The following is a 21600-nucleotide window of genomic DNA, read 5'->3' on the forward strand; positions in this document are numbered from 1 at the left end:
TACTTATGGACACCAAATTGCTCGACATCCTCGCTTGCCCGATCTGCAAAGGTCCGCTCAAGCTCAGCGCCGACAAAACCGAGCTGATCAGCAAAGGCGCAGGCCTGGCTTACCCGATTCGAGACGGCATCCCGGTGATGCTCGAGAGCGAAGCCCGCACCCTGTCTACCGACGAGCGTCTGGATAAATGACCGCAGCCTTCACCGTTGTCATCCCGGCGCGTTACGGCTCCAGCCGATTTCCTGGCAAGCCCCTGAAAACCATCGCCGGCAAACCGATGATCCAGCATGTCTGGGAGCAGGCGCGCAAAAGTAGCGCCGAGCGCGTAGTGGTTGCGACCGACGATGCGCGCATCTTCGAAGCCTGTCGCGCGTTCGGCGCCGATGTGCTGATGACCCGCGATGATCATAATTCGGGTACCGATCGCCTGGCCGAAGTGGCTGCGCAACTGGGTCTGGCCAATGATGCCATCGTGGTAAACGTGCAGGGCGATGAGCCGATGATCCCGCCTTCGGTGATCGATCAGGTGGCTGACAATCTGGCAGCACATCCCGAAGCGCGCATGTCAACGCTCGCCGAGCCGATTGATGACGTGGCGGCGCTGTTCAATCCCAACGTGGTCAAAGTCGCCTCCGACATCAATGGCCTGGCCCTGACGTTCAGCCGGGCACCTTTGCCATGGGCACGGGATGCATTGGCCAAAGACCGGGACCAATTGCCCGAAGGCGTGCCGTTTCGCCGCCACATAGGTATTTACGCCTACCGCGCCGGTTTTCTGCATGATTTCGTCAGTTGGGGACCGTGCTGGCTGGAGAACACCGAAAACCTCGAGCAACTCCGAGCCCTGTGGCATGGGGTGCGTATCCATGTCGCTGATGCCCTGGAAGCGCCACCTCCCGGCGTCGATACAGCGGAAGATCTGGAACGCGTTCGGCGTTTGCTGGAGGTTTGATGGGTGTTCGTTTTAACAGTCTGGCGTGGCTGATGCAGGTCCGCCCATGACCCTGCAGGTTCAAACCGACGTTTCACTCAAGCCGTTCAACACCTTTGGTGTGGATGTCCGTGCGCGCTTGTTTGCCCAGGCCCATGGCGATGACGACGTTCGTCAGGCGCTGGCGTACTCGCAACAGCACAGCGTACCGCTGCTGATCTTCGGTGGCGGCAGCAACCTGCTGTTGACCGGAGATATCGATGCGCTGGTGTTGCGCATGGCAAGTCGCGGCATCCGGATCGTCCACGAGGACTGCGGCAACGCGGTGGTCGAGGCTGAAGCGGGGGAGCCGTGGCACCCCTTCGTGCAGGACATGCTCGCACGTGGCCTGGCCGGTCTTGAGAACCTGAGTCTGATTCCGGGGACAGTGGGTGCAGCGCCGATGCAAAACATCGGTGCGTACGGTGTCGAGATCAAGGATGTCTTTCACAGTCTTACGGCAATGGACAGACAAACCGGCGAGCTGCGCGAGTTCGCTCTTGATGAATGCGCCTTCGGTTACCGGGACAGCGTGTTCAAACATCAGACCGGGCGCTGGTTGATCCTGCGTGTGCGGTTTCGCCTGAGCTACAGTGCCGATCTGCATCTGGACTATGGGCCGGTGCGTCAGCGTCTGGACGAGCTCGGGATCAAGCAGCCGACACCGATGGACGTCAGTCGCGCTATCTGTGCCATTCGCAGCGAAAAGCTTCCGGACCCGGCAACCTTGGGCAATGCCGGCAGCTTTTTCAAAAATCCGCTGGTGTCAGCCGATTTGGCCTTGCAGCTCAAGCAGGCACATCCGGGTCTGGTCAGTTATCCACAGGCGGACGGCCGCGCGAAACTCGCTGCAGGCTGGCTTATCGAGCAGGCTGGATGGAAAGGCTTTCGGGATGGCGATGCAGGCGTCCATCGCTTGCAGTCATTGGTGCTGGTCAACTACGGTTCGGCAAGCGGCGCTGATTTGCTAAAGCTGGCCCGCAGGATTCAAACCGACATCGCTGAGCGTTTCGGGGTCGAGCTTGAAATGGAGCCAAACCTCTACTGAGCTATCGTCGACGACTGAACAGTCTGGTGTAATCGTCGACCTGGTCCTCACTTTCGAATGTTGAATACAGATCGATGGAGAGCTCAAGCATGCACGAAACCCTGTGCGCCATCGTCCTTGCGGCAGGCCAAGGCAGTCGTTATCGACAAGTCGCTGGCGCTCATCGCAACAAATTGCTGGCGCAATGTTCAGGACGCGACGGCGCCGAGCGGTCCGTCCTGGAGCATGTTCTGTTCAGCGTTCGGCCCCTTGTCGATAAATGCGTGGTTATCACGCGTCCTGAGTACCCTGGGGTGGCTGAGCTGGGCTTGCAGCACGGTTGTGAAGTCGTAATCCTGGACTCGCCGGGCATGGGTGACAGCATTGCGGCCGCCGTCGCGGCTGAGCCCGACCATCGCGGCTGGCTGGTGGTACTGGGCGATATGCCTTTTATTCACCCCGACACCCTTAAGCAAGTCATCGGATCATTGGAGGACAACGCCATCAGCGTCCCGGTGCACGATGGCAAATTTGGACACCCAGTAGGATTTGGCCGCGATTTTGGTCAGGCGTTGGTGCTGCTCGCGGGTGAGAAGGGCGCAAAGCGCTTATTCAAAGGGGCAGCGGTAAAGGAAGTCTCGGTTGATGATCCCGGCGTGTTATGGGATATCGATGTCCCCGCCGCACTCGAATTCGCCCCCACGTAACTCCAGCAATCAGACATAAAAAAACCCCACCTGCTTGCACAGGTGGGGTTTTTTCATTCAGCGGGGATCAAGCGTGAGGTTTTGGCTCTTTGCTTTCTTCCTGCTCTGTGGCGTGATGATGCACTACTTCTTCGGCCGATTGCACGTTCGCGTCAACAGACGGAGCCGGTGCGGCTTCAGTTGGCTGTGCAGGCGCTGCTTCCTCAGCCTTTGGAGCGGTGACGGCAGCAGTTGGGGCTGAGTCAGCCTCTTTCTGCAGGCGCTCGGCTTCAAGACGACGGCGACGCACTTCACGTGGGTCATTTGGCGCGCGACCGCTGCTGCTCACTGGCAACGCAGGGGCTGGCTCGACGATTGCCGGTTCAATCGCTGCCGGTTCGGCAATGACTGGTGCTGGAGTGGCGACGATTTCCGGAGCGGCCAATGACGCTGGCGCTTCGAATACCGCAGGCTCGCTGGCGGCCGGCTGAACAATTGCGTGTTCAACGGTGGGCTCAACCGGGGCAGGCTCAGCAGCGGCAGGTTCAACGGCTGCTGGCTCATAAGCCAGTTGCTGTTGAGTTTCGACCGCAGGCGCTTCAACCACTGGTGCTTGAACAGGCTTCGGTGCTTCGGCAACCAATGGAGCCTCAACGGCAGCCGGTGTCTCGAACAGCTCAGCCTGTGCAGCAGCTTTTACCTGACGTTCGAACGGAGCCAGAGTAGCGTCGAAAGGCGCGACTTCAACTTCTGGTGCCAACGCAGGGCGGGCAGTGGACTGAGCGACCGGTGCTTCGATCGCTGGTACTTCTACCTTGTCGCTCTCGGCAGCTGGCGATTCAGCCGGGGTTTCAACGTTGGCGGTAGCGAGTTCTGCCTGGCGATGAGCTTGGGCTTCAGCAGGCGCACTGATCACGCTGGTGGCGACGGCTGCAGTAACGGCGAGGCCGGCGGCAACATCGGAAGTTTCAGCTTCTTCGTTTTCCTCGGTGCCTTCAGAACCTTCGATCACATCACCGTTGGCATCACGTTGACGTTCGCGACGGTTGCTGCGACGACGCTGACCACGTGAGCGACGACGAGGACGATCGCCTTCGGCGTGTTCCTGGTTGTCGTCCTGATGCTCTTCGTTCAGCAGCACTTCTTCTTCGGACTCGGCAGCCACAGGCTGTTCGGTGCGAGGTTGACGTTCTTCACGCGGAGCGCGCGGCTGACGTTCTTCGCGAGGTGCGCGTTCCGGCCGCTCTTCACGTGGAACATTGACGGCAGCGGCAGTAGCAGCGGCAGTAGCCGGTGCTGCATCCAGTGGCTCGCGCAGTTCGCGGACCGGGCGATCTTCGCGGGACTTGCGGTCTTCGCGTGGAGCGCGCGGTGCACGTTCCTCACGTGGAGCGCGAGTCTGACGCTCTTCGCGTGGTGCGGTGGTTTCTTCGCGGGCTTCACGAGGTTCGCGGGCCGGACGCTCTTCACGCGGAGCACGTTCCTCTCGCGGCGCACGTTCTTCGCGAGGTGCGCGATCTTCACGGGCTTCACGTGGGGCACGTTCTTCGCGCGGCTTGCGCTCTTCATCACGGCGGCCATTACGGCTGCGGCTCTGCTGACGACCGTTGCGGCGTTCTTCGTTGCGTGCAGGACGCTCGGTGGCGGCAGCAGGTTTTTCAACTACGGCCGGGGCGACAGGCTCTTCCTTGGTAGCGAACAGGCTTACCAGGGATTTCACCAGACCTTTGAACAGGCTTGGCTCATGAGCAGCAGGCGCGGCAACCGGTGCTGGCGTTGCGACTTCGGCCGGGACCGGAGCATTGGCGCGAGCTGGTGCAGTTTTGACAGCGGCTTCCTGGCGAACCAGAGTGCGCGTGGCGGCGGCTGGCGGAGCGACTTCTTCGACTTCGGCAGCCGCCGCAGCGATTTCGTAGCTGGTTTGCAGTGTATGGGCTTCCGGGCTGTCATCGCGCAGACGCTGCACTTCGAAGTGCGGTGTTTCGAGATGGTCGTTCGGCAGGATCACGATGCGGGCACGGGTGCGCAGTTCGATCTTGGTGATCGAGTTGCGTTTTTCGTTGAGCAGGAACGCAGCGACCGGGATTGGCACCTGTGCTCGCACTTCGGCAGTGCGGTCTTTCAGGGCTTCTTCTTCGATCAGGCGCAGGATCGCCAGGGACAACGACTCGACGTCACGGATGATGCCGGTGCCGTTGCAGCGTGGGCAAACGATGCCGCTGCTTTCACCCAGGGAAGGGCGCAGGCGCTGGCGGGACATTTCCAGCAGACCGAAGCGCGAGATGCGACCCACTTGAACGCGGGCGCGGTCGGCTTCGAGGCTTTCGCGGACTTTCTCTTCCACGGCGCGCTGGTTTTTGGCCGGCGTCATGTCGATAAAGTCGATGACGATCAAGCCGCCAATGTCACGCAGACGCAATTGACGGGCGATTTCTTCAGCCGCTTCAAGGTTGGTCTGCAGTGCGGTTTCTTCGATGTCGCTGCCTTTGGTGGCGCGCGCCGAGTTGATGTCGATGGACACCAGGGCTTCGGTCGGATCGATAACGATGGAACCGCCCGACGGCAGTTCGACGACGCGCTGGAAGGCGGTCTCGATCTGGCTTTCGATCTGGAAACGGTTGAACAGCGGAACGCTGTCTTCATAGAGCTTGATTTTGCTGGCGTACTGCGGCATCACCTGGCGGATGAAGGTCAGTGCTTCTTCCTGAGCTTCGACGCTGTCGATCAGCACTTCGCCGATGTCCTGGCGCAGATAGTCGCGGATGGCGCGGATGATGACGTTGCTTTCCTGATAAATCAGGAATGGCGCGGAGCGATCCAGCGATGCTTCTTTAATGGCGGTCCAGAGTTGCAGGAGGTAGTCCAGGTCCCACTGCATTTCTTCGCTGCTGCGGCCGAGGCCGGCAGTGCGCACGATCAGACCCATGTCTGCCGGAGCGATCAAGCCGTTCAGTGCTTCGCGCAGTTCGTTGCGCTCTTCACCTTCGATGCGGCGGGAAATGCCACCGGCACGGGGGTTATTCGGCATCAGCACCAGATAGCGACCGGCCAGGCTGATGAAGGTGGTCAGGGCTGCGCCCTTGTTGCCGCGTTCTTCTTTCTCGACCTGAACGATGACTTCCTGGCCTTCGGTCAGAACGTCTTTAATGTTGACGCGGCCTTCGGGGGCTTTCTTGAAGTATTCGCGGGAGATTTCTTTCAGCGGCAGGAAGCCATGGCGCTCAGACCCGAAGTCGACAAAAGCGGCTTCCAGGCTCGGCTCGATACGAGTGATCCGGCCTTTGTAGATATTGGCCTTCTTCTGCTCGCGGGCCCCGGACTCGATGTCCAGGTCGTATAGGCGCTGGCCGTCTACCAGCGCAACACGCAACTCTTCGGGTTGAGTTGCGTTAATCAGCATTCTTTTCATGTAGTACCGTCGGTTTCCGGGCTGCCGGAAACGGCGTTCGGCACACACGACTTCTCACGGTCGGTGTCAGGGCACGTCAAGAGTGGTTGGACACTCCAGTGTCTAGCGAGATTGGGCCAAAGGGGCCTGGCTCGCGACGACGTTTCCTGCTTGCTGTGGTGACAAATGACACCCTGTCAGCAAAAGCTTTGTCAGGAGGAGGAATCAACCTATGGCTGCGGACGATATGAAGCGTCTTGGATAAAGCCTTGCTACGCAGTCCAACGGTTGTGCGTCTCCACCCCACACGTATCCCTGATAATTCGGGTGCTGCCGCGCGCTGAATCCGCAGCGGGTTTGCATTTACCGCGATCCTTCGATGGGAAGTTCGCGCGTCATGGCTCAAATAAGGCATGGTTTCCGAAGTATTCGCCCGGAGGTGCCTGCAAACGACTGCACTTTGTGAACTGGCCTTGAACATGGGCCTCGATGGCGAGTGATTCACTCTGCGATCGGGCTTGTTTCAGGCCTCATGTCACCTGCGCTTGTTACGTTTACAAGCTTCCGTTGTCACCGAAAGCCTCGTAGGACGGCCTCGCGCCCTCGTGAATTGCGTTGGTCACGGCCGGTTGTCATACCGTTGATCCGATGTCCAGGCCGCTTTTGGCGGCGTTCGCGACTATAGCAGCAATCATTAAGTGCTTCAAATCCATAAAAAATTGCTATGATTTGCGCCATGACGACTACGACCCCTCCAACCCCCAGCGTCCAGCTGGTTGAGGTTGCGCCGGAACTTGCCGGTCAACGCATCGATAATTTCCTGATCACGTACCTCAAGGGCGTTCCCAAGACCTTGATTTACCGCATATTGCGCAAGGGCGAAGTGCGAGTAAATAAAGGCCGGATCAAGCCTGAGTACAAGCTCCAGGCTGGCGACATTGTGCGCGTCCCGCCCGTGCGAGTGCCTGAGCGTGACGAACCAGTGCCAGTGGCCCAAGGTCTGCTTCAACGCCTGGAAGCTGCGATCGTTTATGAAGACAAAGCGCTGATAGTGCTCAACAAGCCTGCTGGCATCGCGGTTCACGGCGGCAGCGGGCTTAGCTTTGGCGTGATCGAAGCCTTTCGTCAGTTGCGCCCCGACGCCAAGGAGCTGGAACTGGTTCACCGGCTCGATCGCGATACGTCCGGCCTATTGATGATCGCCAAAAAGCGCAGCATGTTGCGCCACCTGCACGAGCAATTGCGCGGGGATGGTGTCGATAAGCGCTACATGGCGCTGGTCCGCGGTAGCTGGGCGACCGCCGTCAAACAAGTTCGCGCGCCATTGATGAAAAGCAATCTGCGCTCCGGTGAGCGGATGGTTGAGGTCAATGAAGAGGGCAAAGAGGCATTGACCCTGTTCAAGGTGCTGCGTCGCTTCGGTGATTTTGCGACGATCGTCGAGGCTCGGCCGATTACCGGTCGCACCCATCAGATCCGCGTCCATGCGTTGCATGCAGGTCATGAAATTGCGGGCGACCCTAAATACGGCGACGAAGGCTTCAGCAAAGAGATTCGGGACTTGGGCGGCAAGCGTTTGTTCTTGCACGCCTACGCGCTGACCGTGCCTATGCAGGACGGTACCGCATTGAGGGTAGAAGCGCCCGTGGATGAGATGTGGGCCAAGACCGTGGAGCGATTGAGTGCAACCTGATTATGAGCTGCTGATTTTCGATTGGGATGGCACGCTCGCCGACTCGATCGGCCGCATCGTCGAGGCCATGCGCGAGGCCGCCGTCCTCTCGGACATGCCGGTACGCGATGATCCGGCCATCAAGGGCATCATCGGTCTTGGGCTGCCCGAGGCGATTCGCACCCTCTACCCGGACATTTCGGGCAACGACCTGATCGATTTCCGTCAGCGCTACGCGGACTGCTACATGGCGATGGATGTCGAGCCGTCGAAGCTTTTTGACGACGTTCTGAATTCGCTTGAACATTTTCGCGCTCAGGGCTACCGGCTCGCCGTTGCCACGGGCAAGGCTCGCCGGGGTCTGGATCGAGTGCTTAAGGCTCACGGCTGGACGGATTATTTCGACATCACCCGCGCTGCTGACGAAACAGCCAGCAAGCCGGATCCATTGATGCTGCACGAAATTCTCGAGCACTGTGGAGTCAGGCCTGAAAAGGCTTTGATGATCGGTGACTCCTCGTTTGATCTGCAAATGGCGCGCAACGCCGGCATGGATTCGGTCGCAGTGGGTTATGGCGCGCAGGCGCTGGATTCGTTGCTGGCCTATGAGCCGCGGCTGGCCATTGATCATTTTTCTGAATTGCGTGCCTGGCTGGGTACGCGCAGTGCTGAATCTTCGTTGTTGGGGTGATTGATTTATGTCGGACGAATGGAAAGCAACGACGTCGCAGGACAAAGACGATGTGGTTGATAGCAAGGCTGACGCAAAAAGCTGGAAGCTGCTCGAAAAGACATTGCTCGCCAGTGTTCAGGAGCAGCGCCGTTCGCGTCGCTGGGGCATCTTCTTCAAATCTTTGACCTTTCTTTACCTCTTGGCGGCGCTGTTTATGTTCTCGCCGCTGATGGATTTTGAAAAAGGCGCTTCGCGCAAGTCGAGTCATACAGCATTAATAGATATTCAGGGCATGATCGCCGACAAGGAAGCTGCCAGCGCTGACAATATCGTTACCGCTCTGCGTGCTGCCTTCGACGATGAGAAGACCAAGGGTGTCATCTTGCGCATTAACAGCCCTGGCGGGAGTCCGGTGCAGTCGGGCTATATCTACGACGAGATCCGCCGCCTGCGCGCGCTCAAGCCTGATATCAAGGTGTATGCCGTGATCAGCGACCTCGGGGCCTCGGGTGCTTATTACATCGCCAGTGCTGCCGATCAGATTTACGCCGACAAGGCCAGTCTCGTCGGTTCTATTGGTGTGACAGCCGCCGGTTTTGGCTTCGTCGGCACTATGGAGAAGCTGGGCGTTGATCGTCGGACCTACACCTCGGGTGAGCACAAGGCGTTCCTTGATCCATTCCAGCCGCCAAAGCCTGACGAGACTGCGTTCTGGCAGGGCGTGCTCGACACCACCCATAAGCAGTTCATCGCCAGCGTCAAAGCCGGTCGTGGTGATCGCTTGAAGGATAAAGAGCATCCCGAATTATTCTCCGGGCTGGTATGGACTGGCGAGCAGGCAGTTGCGCTGGGACTGGTTGACGGGTTGGGCAGCTCTAGCTCCGTGGCCCGCGATGTGATCGGTGAGAAAGATATTGTCGATTACACCGTACAAGAATCGCCGTTTGATCGTTTCTCCAAAAAGCTTGGTGCCAGCATGGCCGAGCAAATTGCGATGTGGGCAGGGTTTAACGGACCTAGTCTGCGCTGATCCCGGTTTCGGCTGCTGCAAACCCGGCCGCTGGTCGGGTTTGTCTGTTATGGGTCAGGGGAGAGTGAGGCCCTCGTTCATCAGCATGTCCACCAGCCTTATTAAAGGCAGGCCGATAAGGCTGGTGGCATCCGGGCCTTCGGTGGCGCGAAACAGGCTGACGCCCAGTCCTTCGGCTTTGAAGCTGCCAGCGCAATCATACGGTTGCTCGGCGTGCAGATAGCGGGCAATGCGCGTTTGATCCAGCTCGCGCATATGCACCGTGAACCGCACGCAATCGACCTGGCACTCGCCCGTGTCGCTATTGAGCAACGCAAGGCCCGTCAGGAAAGACACGCTTTTGCCGCTGCTGGCTGACAGTTGTTCCTGCGCTCGCTCAAAAGTGTAGGGTTTGCCCAGGATCTGCTCGTCCAGAACCGCCACTTGATCGGAGCCTATGATCAAGTGTCCGGGAAAACGTGGTGCAAGCGCCTGGGCTTTTTGTTCTGCAAGCCGCTTTACCAGCGCGACAGCGGGCTCGTCAGGCAAGCGGGTTTCGTCTATGTCTGGCGACGCACAGACGAACGGCAGGCGCAGGCGATCAAGCAATTCCCGGCGGTAGGGCGAGCTGGAGGCAAGGAGCAAAGGCAGCATGTGGTTCTCCGTAACATGAAAGTCGAGTGTAATCAGTGGCTCGCGCTACGAACAGACAGGAATTTCCTTTGACACTTACAAGGCTCGTCCCTAGAATGCTGCGCCTATGTTGAATGACCCGATTCCACCTCACGTTGACCCGCGCAAATTAGCTGATCGTGGCACTACTCTTCAGGGAGAAATGCTGCTGGCTGATTTGGAGAGACTCTGCGACCCGCTTGCTGACAATCTCGGTACAGTGCAGGCGAAATTCGTTTTTGAACGAGACGAGCGTCGGACTGTGGTTATACACAGCGCCATCGACGTCGAAGTCAAAATGGTTTGCCAGCGTTGTCTTGAGCTGGTCACCCTGCCGATCCACAGCGAATGCAGTTACATCGTGGTGAAGGAGGGTGCAAACACCCAGTCGTTGCCGAAAGGCTATGACGTGCTGGAACTCGGCGAAGATCCATTGGATCTGCTGGCACTGATCGAGGAGGAGCTTCTGCTCGCCTTGCCCATTGTGCCGTTGCATGATCCGAAAGAATGCCAGCCGCCGGCGGGCCTCGATGAGCCCGAGCCGAGCGAGGACGAGGTAACGCGGTCCAACCCGTTCAGTGTATTGGCGCAGTTAAAGCGTGACCCAAACGTTTAGGAGTTAATCAATTATGGCTGTTCAGCAGAACAAAAAATCCCGCTCTGCCCGTGACATGCGTCGTTCGCACGACGCTCTTGAGGCAAGCACCCTGTCTGTGGAAAAGACCACTGGTGAAGTTCACCTGCGTCACCACGTATCGCCAGAAGGCGTATACCGTGGCCGTAAAGTGATCGACAAGGGCGCTGACGAGTAATTTCTTGTCCGCTCCGGTCATCGCGATCGACGCAATGGGCGGGGACTTCGGTCCCCGCAGCATTGTTCAGGCCAGCATTGCCTGCCTTCTCGCTACGCCCTCGCTTCATCTGACCCTCGTGGGTCAAGCTCCCCTTCTTGAAGAACTGATTGCCCGCCACTCTGGTGTGGATCGCTCGCGCTTGCTCGTTATTCATGCCAATGACGTCATCACCATGGATGATCGTCCTGCAGCGGCATTGCGTAACAAGCGTGATTCGTCCATGCGCATAGCATTGCAGTTGGTGGCCAACGGTCAGGCGCAGGCGTGTGTAAGTGCCGGGAACACTGGCGCTCTGATGGCGCTCTCGCGGTTCGTACTCAAGACGCTTCCTGGCATTGATCGTCCGGCTATGGTTGCAGCCGTTCCCACGCGCCATGGCTACTGCCAGCTGCTTGATTTAGGCGCTAACGTCGATTGCAGTGCGCAAAGCCTCCATCAGTTTGCAGTAATGGGTTCGGTAGCGGCCGAAGCGCTTGGGGTGTCCAGTCCGAAGGTTGCATTGCTCAACGTCGGCATTGAGGACATCAAGGGCAATCAGCAGGTCAAGCTTGCCGCCAGTTTGCTGCAGGCTGCACCGGGGCTTAATTACATCGGCTTTATCGAGGGTGATGGTCTTTATCGGGGCGAAGCTGACGTGGTGGTATGCGACGGCTTTGTTGGCAATATCCTGCTCAAGTCCAGCGAAGGTCTGGCGACCATGATTGGCGAGCGCATCGATAGCCTGTTCAGGCGAAACATGCTGGCCAAAGTCGTTGGGGCACTGGCAATGCCTATGCTCAATCGCTTGAAGGACGACCTTGCACCAGCGCGACACAACGGAGCGAGCTTTCTCGGCTTGCATGGAATAGTGATCAAGAGTCACGGTTCGGCAGGCGTGCAAGGCTTTCAGAGCGCAATATCCCGCGCGATCATAGAGATTCAGGTAAATCTTCCTGCACGTCTTAGTGAGCGCCTGGAGACGTTGCTGTAGAAAGCATTGGCAGTCTGCAAATCGTGGTCTGCGCTAAAATGTGACGCCAGTGACTGGCCGGTCATCCAAATGACCAACTGTTTCGCATAGAATTTCTCGCGCGCGGCCAAGGCCGGGCGTTTATGTCTACGACAATAACCAGGGGCTTGTTTAATGTCCGCATCCCTCGCATTCGTCTTTCCGGGTCAAGGCTCGCAATCGCTCGGCATGCTTGCCGAACTTGGGGCTCAGTACCCAGTGGTTCTGGAGACGTTCAAAGAAGCCTCCGATGCATTGGGCTACGATCTCTGGGCGTTGACTCAGGAAGGCCCTGAAGCACTGCTCAATCAAACAGACAAGACTCAACCCGCGATCCTCACCGCTTCCATCGCGCTGTGGCGTGTCTGGCTGGCTGAAGGCGGCGCGCGGCCTGCTTTCGTCGCAGGTCATAGCCTGGGTGAATACAGTGCGTTGGTAGCTGCCGGTAGCCTGTCTTTGGCCGATGCCGTCAAACTGGTCGAGCGTCGCGGGCAGTTGATGCAGGAAGCCGTGCCTGCCGGGCAGGGCGGTATGGCAGCGATTCTCGGCCTGGAAGATGCTGATGTCATCGCAGCGTGCGCTGAGGCCGCTCAAGGCGAAGTCGTCAGTGCAGTGAATTTCAATTCGCCGGGCCAGGTGGTTATTGCAGGGGCAAAAGCTGCAGTCGAGCGCGCTATCGAGCTGTGCAAGGCTAAAGGCGCCAAGCGGGCCTTGCCGTTGCCAGTCAGTGTTCCGTCGCATTGCGAGCTGATGCGTCCTGCGGCCCAGCGCTTCGCCGAATCGGTTGCTGCCATCGATTGGCAGGCCCCGCAGATTCCTCTGGTGCAAAACGTCAGCGCCGGTGTGGTATCGGATCTGGATACGCTCAAGACCGATCTGCTGCAACAACTCTACAAGCCTGTGCGCTGGGTCGAGTCAATCCAGACACTGGCTGCCAGTGGCGCAGTGCAGTTGGTCGAATGCGGGCCAGGCAAAGTGCTGGCCGGCTTGAACAAGCGTTGCGCAGAAGGCGTAACGACTTACAACCTCAACACCCCAGATGCTTTTGCCGCGACTCACGCGGCGTTGGCTTGATAAGGAGATGCTTGCATGAGCCTGCAAGGTAAAGTTGCGCTGGTCACCGGCGCCAGTCGCGGAATTGGCCAAGCCATTGCGCTTGAGTTGGGCCGTAATGGCGCGACCGTTGTTGGTACTGCGACGTCGGAAACGGGTGCCGAGCGCATTACCGCAACCTTCAAGGAGCACGGGATCGAAGGTTTCGGTCTGGCGCTGGATGTCTGCAGTAATGAGTCGGTCAATGCGACCCTGGCATTGATTCAAGAGCGTGTCGGTGCGCCGCTGATCCTGGTCAATAATGCCGGTATCACCCGCGATAACCTGATGATGCGCATGAAAGATGACGAATGGCATGATGTAATCGATACCAATCTGACCAGCCTTTATCGCCTGTCCAAGGGCGTTTTGCGCGGAATGACCAAAGCGCGTTGGGGGCGAATTATCAGCATTGGCTCGGTTGTGGGTGCCATGGGCAACGCAGGCCAAGTAAACTATGCCGCCGCCAAAGCGGGGCTCGAAGGTTTCAGTCGCGCCCTGGCGCGTGAAGTGGGTTCGCGGTCAGTGACCGTCAACTCGGTAACTCCAGGGTTTATCGATACAGATATGACCCGTGAGCTGCCACAGGCGCAACGTGATTCCCTGACGACTCAGATTCCTCTGGGTCGACTGGGGCAGGCAGAAGAGATCGCGCACGTGGTCGCTTTTCTTGCTTCGGAAGGTGCAGGCTACGTTACCGGGGCTACAATCCCCGTGAACGGCGGCATGTACATGTGATGGGCCGCTTCAAAAAAATGTAATACGGGCTGTCTAAAATCCGTTATAAAGCTGAAATCTTTTAACGGGCAGAAGACGTTGGGCGTAACGGGAATTGCGTTAAGCTTGAAATACGCAAAACCTCTTCTATACACTTACCCATCGGCCAGCTGCCTGAATTTGTCCACTAGGAGTTAAAACACGGTATGAGCACCATCGAAGAGCGCGTCAAGAAAATCGTTGCTGAACAACTTGGCGTCAAGGCAGAGGAAGTGACCAACAGTGCTTCCTTCGTTGAAGACCTGGGTGCCGACTCCCTTGACACCGTTGAGCTGGTGATGGCTCTGGAAGAGGAATTCGAGACTGAAATCCCTGACGAAGAAGCTGAGAAGATCACCACTGTTCAAGCTGCTATCGATTACGTTACTGCCCACCAGGCATAACAGTTTGTAATCGTCGCTTGCTGTCGTGGAAAAACCGCACTGCCCCCCGGCGTGCGGTTTTTTCTTTAAGAAACGCTGCAGCGTGTCGTCATTAGAAAAAAGGAGAGTCCTGTGTCGCGTAGACGCGTCGTGGTCACCGGTATGGGTATGCTGACGCCATTGGGCACCGATGTGCCGAGTACTTGGCAAGGCATTCTGGCTGGCCGCAGTGGCATTGGCCTTATCGAACACACGGACCTTTCGGCCTACAGCACTCGCTTCGGTGGATCTGTCAAAGGCTTCGATGTCGAGCAATACCTCTCGCTCAAGGAGGCTCGCAAGCTCGACCTGTTCATTCAATACGGGTTGGCGGCGGGATTTCAGGCGGTTCGCAACGCCGGACTTGAAGTCAACGATACCAATCGTGATCGCATTGGCGTGGCGATGGGTTCAGGCATCGGTGGCCTAACCAACATCGAAGACACCAGTCGTATCCTTCACCAGTCGGGCCCTCGGCGGATTTCGCCGTTTTTCGTGCCCGGCTCGATCATCAACATGATTTCCGGATTCCTGTCCATTCACCTGGGTGCACAGGGACCTAACTACGCCATCGCCACAGCGTGTACCACTGGTACGCATTGCATCGGCATGGCGGCGCGTAATATCGCCTACGACGAAGCCGACGTGATGATCGCAGGTGGCGCTGAAATGGCGGCCTGTGGTCTTGGCATGGGTGGCTTTGGTGCCTCCCGAGCGCTCTCGACTCGCAATGACGACCCGGCGCGCGCCAGCCGTCCGTGGGACAAAGGCCGCGATGGCTTCGTGCTGGCCGACGGTGCGGGTGCGCTGGTGCTCGAAGAGCTTGAGCACGCCAAGGCGCGGGGCGCGACCATTTACGCCGAGCTGATTGGTTTCGGCATGAGCGGCGATGCCTTTCACATGACCTCGCCACCTGATGATGGCGCAGGTGCTGCTCGCTGCATCACCAATGCGTTACGTGACGCGAAGGTCAACATTGACCAGGTGCAATACATCAACGCTCACGGCACCTCGACCCCGGCGGGCGATTTGGCCGAAGCGAACGCCATCAAGTCGGTGTTCGGCGAGCATGCCAGGCAACTGGCGGTCAGCTCGACCAAATCCATGACCGGGCATTTGCTGGGCGCTGCGGGCGCAGTGGAAGCGATCTTCAGCATCCTGGCAATCAACGGTCAGGTCGCGCCGCCGACCATCAACCTCGATGAGCCGGACGAAGGCTGCGATCTGGACTTCGTGCCCCATGAAGCGCGCAACATGCCAATCGACGTGGTGATATCCAACTCGTTCGGCTTCGGTGGTACCAACGGCTCTCTGGTGTTCCGCCGGTTCGCCGAATGACCTTGTGCTGGATCGATGGCACCCAGGCCGACACCCTGTCCGTCAAGGATCGCGGGTTGGCCTATGGTGACGGCCTGTTCGAGACCATTCTGGTCAAGTCAGGTCAGCCTGTGCTGTTCGCACGTCACTTGGAGCGTCTTCAGTCTGGCGGCTCACGATTGGCGCTGGCGCTGGATCTGCCGTTGATCCAGCGCGAATGTCTGGCCTTCGCCACGCAAATGGGCGAAGGGGTGATGAAACTCATCGTCACGCGTGCAGATGGTCAGCGCGGCTACGCTCCAGCACCTGACGCGCAACCCCGTCGGATTCTCCAAAGCAGCCTGCTGCCAGCCTATCCCGAGAAAAACGCCGAGCACGGCATTCGTCTTTTTCCCTGTCAAACCCGACTCGCCGAGCAACCTTTGCTGGCAGGCCTCAAGCATCTCAACCGCCTGGAACAAGTGATTGCCCGCGGCGAATGGCAGGATGCTGAACATGCCGAAGGTCTGATGCGTGACACATCCGGTCGCATTATCGAAGCGGTCTACAGCAACCTGTTTCTGGTCGCGGACAATGTCTTGCGCACTGCCGACCTAAGCCGTTGCGGTGTCGCTGGAGTCATGCGCGCGGAGCTGCTGGATCAAGCGCTTGCTTCGGGCATCGCTGTGGAAGTCGCCGATCTGCAGATGACCGATCTTGCCCAGGCGGACGAGGTGTTCGTCTGCAACAGTGTCTATGGGGTCTGGCCGGTGTGCGCTTTCGAGCAGCGGAACTGGCCGGTTGGTTCGCTCACCCGTAAACTGCAAAATCTTGCCCGCAGGCTTCTGGATATCTGATTCGTGATCCGAAAATTATTGGTCTTGCTGGAGACGGGTGTTGTTCTGGCGGGTTTGTTGTTGGGGCTGGCTTATTGGCAGCAAAACACCGCGTTGCATCAACCGCTTAATCTGACTCAGGAGCAACTGCTGGACGTCCCGGCGGGCTCTTCGCCAACCGGCGTGCTCAATCGCCTGCAAACCGAAGGCGTGATAAAGGACGCCTTCTGGCTGCGTCTCTACTGGCGCTTCAACCTTTCCGAGCAATCGCTGCACAGCGGCGAATACCGCATGACGCCGGGGATGGACGCCAAATCCCTGCTGACGTTATGGCAAAAAGGCGATGTTGTGCAGTACAGCCTGACGCTGGTCGAAGGCTGGAATTTCCGTCAGGTGCGTGCGGCACTCGGCAAGCAGGCGAAGCTTGAGCAGACCCTGGCTAATCTCAGCGACAGCGAGTTGATGGCAAAGCTGGGTCATCCCGACGTATTTCCCGAAGGCCGTTTCTTTCCCGACACCTACCGCTATGTGCGCGGAATGACCGATGTGGAACTGCTCAGACAAGCCTACAACCGGCTGGATGAGGTGCTCAAAGAGGAGTGGGACAAGCGCGCTTCCGAAGTGCCGTACAGCAATCCTTACCAAGCGCTGATCATGGCCTCGCTGGTCGAGAAAGAAACCGGCGTGCCACAGGAGCGCGGGCAGATCGCTGGCGTATTCGTGCGACGGCTGGAAAAGGGCATGCTGCTGCAGACCGATCCGACCGTGATATACGGCCTGGGTGAACGCTACACCGGCAAACTGACCCGCGCCTTTCTCAAGGAGGCCACGCCCTACAACACCTACGTGATTTCTGGTTTGCCGCCGACGCCGATTTCAATGGTTGGCCGCGAGGCTATCCATGCGGCCATGAACCCCGTGGCAGGCAGCAGTCTTTATTTTGTTGCCCGTGGCGACGGCAGTCATGTGTTCTCCAACGACCTGGATGCGCATAATGCGGCGGTCAAGGAGTTCCAGCTCAAGCGTCGCTCCGACTATCGATCCAGCCCGGTGCCGATGACCGTTCCTGTCCCCGAGGCTGAACCGGCGCTGCCTGTTACCCCTGCGCAGACCGCCACGCCCGACACCGACAAGCCGGCTTCTCCTGCGTCCGATCAGCCGGCAGAGAAGTCGGCGGCGCCGGGTGACAGCCCTGACAAACACGACGAAAGCGGAAAATCGCCGCAATGAATCTGATTAAGGACCGCCTGTGACTGGCTTGTTTATTACCCTGGAAGGTCCGGAAGGCGCGGGCAAAAGCACCAATCGCGATTACCTCGCCGAGTGCCTGCGTAGACACGGCATCGACGTTGTGCTGACCCGCGAGCCTGGCGGCACGCCTCTTGCGGAGCGCATCCGTGAATTATTGCTGGCCCCCAGCGACGAAGCCATGAACGCCGACACCGAGTTGCTTCTGGTGTTTGCAGCCCGGGCGCAGCATCTGGCGCAAGTGATTCGCCCGGCTTTGGCCCGTGGCGCAGTAGTGCTGTGTGACCGTTTTACCGATGCAACTTATGCGTATCAGGGTGGCGGCCGGGGCTTGTCCATCGAGCGGATCGCCACCCTGGAGAACTTTGTTCAGGGCGCCTTGCGTCCAGACCTGACGCTGGTGTTCGACCTGCCTGTGGAGATTGGTCTGGCCCGTGCCACGGCACGCGGTCGGCTGGATCGCTTCGAGCAGGAGGGGCGGGCATTTTTCGATGCCGTGCGCAGTACTTATCTGAACCGCGCCGCTGCCGCTCCAGAGCGCTATCGTCTGGTTAACGCTGCGTTGTCGTTGGCTGAAGTGCAAGCGTCGCTGGATTCGTTGTTGCCCGAATTACTGAAGTTGCTCGCGGAACCCCGACATGCCTGAGGCCTATCCTTGGCAAGACAGTTTGTGGCAGCAGATGGCCGGGCGCGAACAGCATGCCCACGCCTATCTATTGCACGGCCCGATCGGCATCGGTAAGCGCGCGCTGGCCGAGCGCCTGATGTACCGCTTGCTGTGTCAGCGCCCTGTGGGGCTTGACGCTTGCGGTGAGTGCAAATCCTGCCTGTTGCTGGCCGCCGGAAGTCATCCGGACAATTATGTGCTGGAGCCCGAAGAGGCCGACAAGGCGATCAAGGTCGATCAGGTGCGCGAGCTGGTCAGCTTCGTGGTCCAGACCGCTCAGATGGGCGGCCGTAAAGTGGTGCTGATCGAGCCGGTCGAGTCGATGAACATCAACGCCGCCAATGCCTTGCTCAAAAGTCTCGAAGAGCCGTCCGGCAATACCGTGCTGCTGTTGGTCACGCATCAGCCCAGCCGTTTGCTGCCAACGGTGAAAAGCCGTTGCGTGCAACAAGCCTGTCCGTTGCCCAGTGAGGCCATGAGTCTGGCCTGGCTGGCCGAGGCGCTGCCTGGCTCAAGCGAAGACGAGCGTATCGAATTACTGAGCCTGGCCGCTGGCTCACCCTTAGCCGCTGTGAGACTGCAGGGGCAAGGTATCCGCGAGCAGCGTGCGCTGGTCGTCGACGGCGTGAAGAAGCTGCTCAAACAGCAAGCCTCGCCGACGCAGTTGGCTGAAGGCTGGAAAGAGATTCCCTTGTTATTGCTGTTCGACTGGTTTTGCGATTGGTCGCACCTGATCCTGCGCTATCAATTGACGCAGGATGAAGAGGGCCTGGGACTGACTGACATGCGCAAGGTGGTCCAGTACCTGGCGCAGAAATCGGCACAAGGCAAAGTGCTGTCGATGCAGGACTGGGTGCTCGCCCAGCGACAGAAAGTCATGTCCAAGGCGAACTTGAACCGCGTCTTGTTGCTCGAAGCCCTATTGGTGCAGTGGGCAGAGCTGACCGGTCGAGGGTAGACTGGCCAGCGCTGCGCAAGAAAACACAGATTATCCCCCGGGGAGTCACGATGAGTTTGCCACTGAGTCCAGGTCCACGTAACGGCATTCTGTCCCTGACCATCAAGGACAAGTCGGTTCTCTACGCCGCCTATATGCCCTTCATCAAGAATGGCGGTTTGTTCATCCCGACCAGCAAAAGCTACAAGCTGGGCGATGAGGTGTTCATGTTGCTGAACCTGATGGATGAGCCCGAAAAAATCCCGGTCGCCGGCAAAGTCACCTGGATCACGCCGAAAGGGGCTCAGGGCAACCGCGCTGCTGGCGTGGGCGTGCAGTTCAACGACGGCGATAATACCGCGCGAAACATGATTGAAAATTACCTGGCGGGCGCCCTCAAGTCCGACCGTCCTACCCATACGATGTAAGTTGCCGTGTCCCCATGCTTGTAGATTCCCATTGCCACCTTGATCGTCTCGATCTCACCCAACACGCTGGTTCCCTCGATGCTGCCCTTGATGCGGCGCGGAGCAGGGGTGTCGGGCATTTCCTGTGCATCGGCGTCAGTGCCGAAAACGCTGGCGCTGTTAAGGCCTTGGCCGAGCGCTACGAGGATGTGGATTGTTCGGTAGGCATTCATCCGTTGGACCTCAAGCCTGGCGAGGCGCCTGCGCTGGCGTGGTTGCTCGAAGAGCTGGATCACCCGCGCGTGGTAGCCATCGGCGAAACTGGTCTGGATTACCACTACGAGCCCGAGGCCGCCGAGTTGCAGCAGGCCTCGTTTCGTTTGCACCTGCAGGCTGCCAACATCACCGGCAAACCGGTGATCGTTCATACCCGTGGCGCCCGCGCCGACACCTTGACCCTGCTGCGTGAAGCGGCATTACCTCAGGGCGGCGTGTTGCACTGTTTCACCGAAGACTGGGACATGGCCAAGGCCGCGCTGGATATGGGGTTCTATATTTCGCTGTCTGGCATTGTCACCTTCCGCAACGCCGAGGCCCTGCGTGATGTGGCCAGCAAGGTCCCGGCAGATCGATTGTTGGTCGAAACCGATTCGCCGTATCTCGCGCCGATCCCCTATCGCGGCAAGCCGAACCTGCCACAGTACGTTCGTGAAGTGGCTGAGTTTCTGGCCATGCTGCGCGGCGAGACCTACGAGCGCCTAGCCGAGCAGACCACCGAAAATTTCCGGCGCTTGTTCCCGCTGGCACACGTGGCTTCCTGACTGCTCAAATCGCAGGCAAAAAAAACCCGGGTTCTGGGGGGTGAATCCGGGTTAAGACCATTAGGAGTAAAACAAAGACACGCTATCCATTGGTGTCTTTACTGACGCGCCATTTGGGGGAGATGCCACGTCAGCGACTTTAAGTATTGGTCAGATTCAGCCAGCGTCCAGTGTCCCTTGTACATTTTTTAAACAGTTTTGGAATACCTGGACGGGTATTCATAGCCCAATACGCAGGGTCGGCTGCGATCCTCCATCTAGGCGCGCTCAACATCTTCGAAAAGCTCAATAAAAGTGGCGAAAATGCCTATGTCTGGACGTTCCGACAATTTTTCGAGGAGGGCAGGGCAGCGTCCTTCGGAATAACCGCGTTTCATGCACCAAGCATTGTGGACGTAACGTGAAGATGGTCGGATGATCCGTGCAATTTGGCGCAAGATAGGCATAATGTGCGGCTTCGATTTTGAACCCACAGCCTCTTCCTATGCAGAAAGAACCTCGTAAAGTCCGTGAGTTTCGGCGCCGTGAGCAAGAAATTCTCGACATCGCGCTCAAGCTGTTCCTCGAACAGGGCGAAGACAGTGTCACCGTCGAAATGATCGCTGACGCGGTAGGTATCGGCAAAGGGACTATCTATAAGCATTTCAAATCCAAAGCCGAGATCTATCTGCGCTTGATGCTCGACTACGAGCGCGATCTGAACGAGCTGCTGCATTCGGCCGACGTCGATAAAGACAAAGAAGCACTCTCTCGCGCTTACTTTGAGTTCCGGATGCGCGATCCGCAGCGCTACCGGTTGTTCGATCGCCTGGAAGAGAAAGTCGTCAAAGGCAATCAAGTGCCGGAGATGGTCGAGGAGCTGCACAAGATTCGCGCCTCCAACTTCGAGCACCTCACGCTGCTGATCAAAGGTCGGATTTCCGAGGGCAAGCTTGAGGACGTGCCGCCGTATTTCCACTACTGCGCCGCCTGGGCGCTGGTGCATGGCGCTGTTGCGCTGTACCACTCTCCGTTCTGGAGCAACGTGCTCGAAGATCAGGAAGGGTTTTTCCAGTTCCTGATGGATATCGGTGTGCGCATGGGCAACAAGCGTAAACGCGATATCGACCCCGGCCACGACCCCAAGCCCGAAATCTCTAGTACCTGACCGAAGTGGCGCAAAAGCTGCATTAGACGACC

Annotated in this window: 23 protein-coding genes; 21 read left to right on the forward strand and 2 right to left on the reverse strand. The window is 58.4% G+C overall.

Translation table 11 applies throughout. From position 1 onward, the window contains the following. Positions 1–5 precede the first annotated feature (5 nt). The 4 genes from ACWKV9_RS03450 to ACWKV9_RS03465 all read left to right on the forward strand — a co-directional run bounded on the left by ACWKV9_RS03450 (position 6) and on the right by ACWKV9_RS03465 (position 2704). Positions 6–191 carry a Trm112 family protein gene (locus ACWKV9_RS03450; RefSeq protein WP_007931663.1) on the forward strand — a complete coding sequence of 62 codons (186 nt, stop codon included), beginning with the start codon at positions 6–8 and terminating at the stop codon, positions 189–191. Further along, positions 188–952: a 3-deoxy-manno-octulosonate cytidylyltransferase gene (kdsB, locus tag ACWKV9_RS03455; protein ID WP_483834670.1), complete on the forward strand. Its 765-nt coding sequence runs from the start codon at positions 188–190 to the stop codon at positions 950–952. The genes ACWKV9_RS03450 and kdsB overlap by 4 nt, the downstream gene beginning before the upstream one ends. Positions 953–998: 46 nt before the next feature. Continuing rightward, a complete protein-coding gene (gene murB, locus ACWKV9_RS03460; RefSeq protein WP_483834671.1) occupies positions 999–2018 on the forward strand; it encodes a UDP-N-acetylmuramate dehydrogenase in 1020 nt (339 codons plus the stop codon). An 89-nt stretch (positions 2019–2107) separates the two neighbouring features. Then, complete coding sequence (locus tag ACWKV9_RS03465; protein ID WP_483834672.1) at positions 2108–2704, forward strand: nucleotidyltransferase family protein; 597 nt, start codon at positions 2108–2110, stop codon at positions 2702–2704. A gap of 67 nt (positions 2705–2771) precedes the next feature. Here the strand turns inward: ACWKV9_RS03465 and rne are convergent, their stop codons facing one another. After that, positions 2772–6092, reverse strand: a complete 3321-nt coding sequence (gene rne / locus ACWKV9_RS03470; protein WP_483834673.1) for a ribonuclease E — start codon at positions 6090–6092, stop codon at positions 2772–2774. 715 nt (positions 6093–6807) lie between these two features. Here rne and rluC point away from each other — a divergent pair. Genes rluC through sppA form a run of 3 tightly spaced genes read left to right on the forward strand, consistent with a single transcriptional unit; the run spans position 6808 to position 9446 of the window. After that, on the forward strand, positions 6808–7764 hold the full coding sequence (gene rluC, locus ACWKV9_RS03475; RefSeq protein WP_483834674.1) for a 23S rRNA pseudouridine(955/2504/2580) synthase RluC: 957 nt from the start codon (positions 6808–6810) through the stop codon (positions 7762–7764). Beyond that, the gene (locus ACWKV9_RS03480; protein WP_483834675.1) at positions 7754–8434 is read left to right on the forward strand and encodes an HAD-IA family hydrolase; all 681 of its coding nucleotides are present in this window, start codon (positions 7754–7756) and stop codon (positions 8432–8434) included. The genes rluC and ACWKV9_RS03480 overlap by 11 nt, the downstream gene beginning before the upstream one ends. Before the next feature lie 7 nt (positions 8435–8441). Next, the gene (gene sppA / locus ACWKV9_RS03485; protein ID WP_483834676.1) at positions 8442–9446 is read left to right on the forward strand and encodes a signal peptide peptidase SppA; all 1005 of its coding nucleotides are present in this window, start codon (positions 8442–8444) and stop codon (positions 9444–9446) included. Positions 9447–9500: 54 nt separating this feature from the next. On the opposite strand, the gene ACWKV9_RS03490 is transcribed toward sppA, so the two are convergent. After that, entirely contained in the window at positions 9501–10079 is a 579-nt protein-coding gene (locus tag ACWKV9_RS03490; protein ID WP_483834677.1) for a Maf family protein, read from the reverse strand. A 106-nt stretch (positions 10080–10185) separates the two neighbouring features. Here ACWKV9_RS03490 and ACWKV9_RS03495 point away from each other — a divergent pair, with 106 nt between their 5' ends. The 14 genes from ACWKV9_RS03495 (at position 10186) to ACWKV9_RS03560 (ending at position 21568) form a co-directional block, all read left to right on the forward strand. Further along, a complete protein-coding gene (locus ACWKV9_RS03495; RefSeq protein ID WP_483834678.1) occupies positions 10186–10713 on the forward strand; it encodes a YceD family protein in 528 nt (175 codons plus the stop codon). 13 nt (positions 10714–10726) lie between these two features. Then, positions 10727–10909, forward strand: coding sequence for a 50S ribosomal protein L32 (gene rpmF, locus ACWKV9_RS03500; protein ID WP_003179396.1), 183 nt, complete (start codon positions 10727–10729; stop codon positions 10907–10909). Between the two features lie 4 nt (positions 10910–10913). Continuing rightward, on the forward strand, positions 10914–11921 hold the full coding sequence (gene plsX / locus ACWKV9_RS03505; RefSeq protein ID WP_483834679.1) for a phosphate acyltransferase PlsX: 1008 nt from the start codon (positions 10914–10916) through the stop codon (positions 11919–11921). Between the two features lie 153 nt (positions 11922–12074). Then, on the forward strand, positions 12075–13013 hold the full coding sequence (gene fabD, locus ACWKV9_RS03510; RefSeq protein WP_483834680.1) for an ACP S-malonyltransferase: 939 nt from the start codon (positions 12075–12077) through the stop codon (positions 13011–13013). A 15-nt stretch (positions 13014–13028) separates the two neighbouring features. After that, the gene (gene fabG, locus ACWKV9_RS03515) at positions 13029–13769 is read left to right on the forward strand and encodes a 3-oxoacyl-ACP reductase FabG (protein ID WP_483834681.1); all 741 of its coding nucleotides are present in this window, start codon (positions 13029–13031) and stop codon (positions 13767–13769) included. A 185-nt stretch (positions 13770–13954) separates the two neighbouring features. Then, positions 13955–14191: an acyl carrier protein gene (gene acpP / locus ACWKV9_RS03520; RefSeq protein ID WP_314579172.1), complete on the forward strand. Its 237-nt coding sequence runs from the start codon at positions 13955–13957 to the stop codon at positions 14189–14191. A 111-nt stretch (positions 14192–14302) separates the two neighbouring features. Then, a complete protein-coding gene (gene fabF / locus ACWKV9_RS03525; protein ID WP_483834682.1) occupies positions 14303–15547 on the forward strand; it encodes a beta-ketoacyl-ACP synthase II in 1245 nt (414 codons plus the stop codon). Beyond that, positions 15544–16362, forward strand: a complete 819-nt coding sequence (gene pabC / locus ACWKV9_RS03530; protein WP_483834683.1) for an aminodeoxychorismate lyase — start codon at positions 15544–15546, stop codon at positions 16360–16362. Before fabF ends, pabC begins: the two co-directional genes overlap by 4 nt. 3 nt (positions 16363–16365) lie before the next feature. Continuing rightward, the gene (mltG, locus tag ACWKV9_RS03535) at positions 16366–17571 is read left to right on the forward strand and encodes an endolytic transglycosylase MltG (RefSeq protein WP_483834684.1); all 1206 of its coding nucleotides are present in this window, start codon (positions 16366–16368) and stop codon (positions 17569–17571) included. Positions 17572–17590: 19 nt separating this feature from the next. Then, complete coding sequence (tmk, locus tag ACWKV9_RS03540) at positions 17591–18235, forward strand: dTMP kinase (RefSeq protein ID WP_483834685.1); 645 nt, start codon at positions 17591–17593, stop codon at positions 18233–18235. Further along, positions 18228–19214: a DNA polymerase III subunit delta' gene (locus tag ACWKV9_RS03545; protein WP_483834686.1), complete on the forward strand. Its 987-nt coding sequence runs from the start codon at positions 18228–18230 to the stop codon at positions 19212–19214. The genes tmk and ACWKV9_RS03545 overlap by 8 nt, the downstream gene beginning before the upstream one ends. A 50-nt stretch (positions 19215–19264) precedes the next feature. After that, positions 19265–19621: a PilZ domain-containing protein gene (locus ACWKV9_RS03550; RefSeq protein ID WP_268797228.1), complete on the forward strand. Its 357-nt coding sequence runs from the start codon at positions 19265–19267 to the stop codon at positions 19619–19621. A gap of 14 nt (positions 19622–19635) precedes the next feature. Then, positions 19636–20421: a TatD family hydrolase gene (locus tag ACWKV9_RS03555; RefSeq protein ID WP_483834687.1), complete on the forward strand. Its 786-nt coding sequence runs from the start codon at positions 19636–19638 to the stop codon at positions 20419–20421. A gap of 484 nt (positions 20422–20905) precedes the next feature. Next, positions 20906–21568: a TetR/AcrR family transcriptional regulator gene (locus tag ACWKV9_RS03560; RefSeq protein ID WP_483834688.1), complete on the forward strand. Its 663-nt coding sequence runs from the start codon at positions 20906–20908 to the stop codon at positions 21566–21568. Positions 21569–21600: the final 32 nt, after the last annotated feature.

Source organism: Pseudomonas corni (assembly GCF_057128765.1).

Coding starts and splice junctions, on each gene's coding strand:
- ACWKV9_RS03450 (WP_007931663.1), top strand. CDS start 6: ATGGACACCAAATTGCTCGACATCCTCGCTTGCCCGATCTGCAAAGGT.
- ACWKV9_RS03490 (WP_483834677.1), bottom strand. CDS start 10,079: ATGCTGCCTTTGCTCCTTGCCTCCAGCTCGCCCTACCGCCGGGAATTG.
- acpP (WP_314579172.1), top strand. CDS start 13,955: ATGAGCACCATCGAAGAGCGCGTCAAGAAAATCGTTGCTGAACAACTT.
- pabC (WP_483834683.1), top strand. CDS start 15,544: ATGACCTTGTGCTGGATCGATGGCACCCAGGCCGACACCCTGTCCGTC.
- ACWKV9_RS03550 (WP_268797228.1), top strand. CDS start 19,265: ATGAGTTTGCCACTGAGTCCAGGTCCACGTAACGGCATTCTGTCCCTG.
- ACWKV9_RS03545 (WP_483834686.1), top strand. CDS start 18,228: ATGCCTGAGGCCTATCCTTGGCAAGACAGTTTGTGGCAGCAGATGGCC.
- fabG (WP_483834681.1), top strand. CDS start 13,029: ATGAGCCTGCAAGGTAAAGTTGCGCTGGTCACCGGCGCCAGTCGCGGA.
- ACWKV9_RS03495 (WP_483834678.1), top strand. CDS start 10,186: ATGTTGAATGACCCGATTCCACCTCACGTTGACCCGCGCAAATTAGCT.
- kdsB (WP_483834670.1), top strand. CDS start 188: ATGACCGCAGCCTTCACCGTTGTCATCCCGGCGCGTTACGGCTCCAGC.
- fabD (WP_483834680.1), top strand. CDS start 12,075: ATGTCCGCATCCCTCGCATTCGTCTTTCCGGGTCAAGGCTCGCAATCG.
- rne (WP_483834673.1), bottom strand. CDS start 6,092: ATGAAAAGAATGCTGATTAACGCAACTCAACCCGAAGAGTTGCGTGTT.
- rluC (WP_483834674.1), top strand. CDS start 6,808: ATGACGACTACGACCCCTCCAACCCCCAGCGTCCAGCTGGTTGAGGTT.
- rpmF (WP_003179396.1), top strand. CDS start 10,727: ATGGCTGTTCAGCAGAACAAAAAATCCCGCTCTGCCCGTGACATGCGT.
- sppA (WP_483834676.1), top strand. CDS start 8,442: ATGTCGGACGAATGGAAAGCAACGACGTCGCAGGACAAAGACGATGTG.
- ACWKV9_RS03560 (WP_483834688.1), top strand. CDS start 20,906: ATGCAGAAAGAACCTCGTAAAGTCCGTGAGTTTCGGCGCCGTGAGCAA.
- murB (WP_483834671.1), top strand. CDS start 999: ATGACCCTGCAGGTTCAAACCGACGTTTCACTCAAGCCGTTCAACACC.
- ACWKV9_RS03555 (WP_483834687.1), top strand. CDS start 19,636: ATGCTTGTAGATTCCCATTGCCACCTTGATCGTCTCGATCTCACCCAA.
- ACWKV9_RS03465 (WP_483834672.1), top strand. CDS start 2,108: ATGCACGAAACCCTGTGCGCCATCGTCCTTGCGGCAGGCCAAGGCAGT.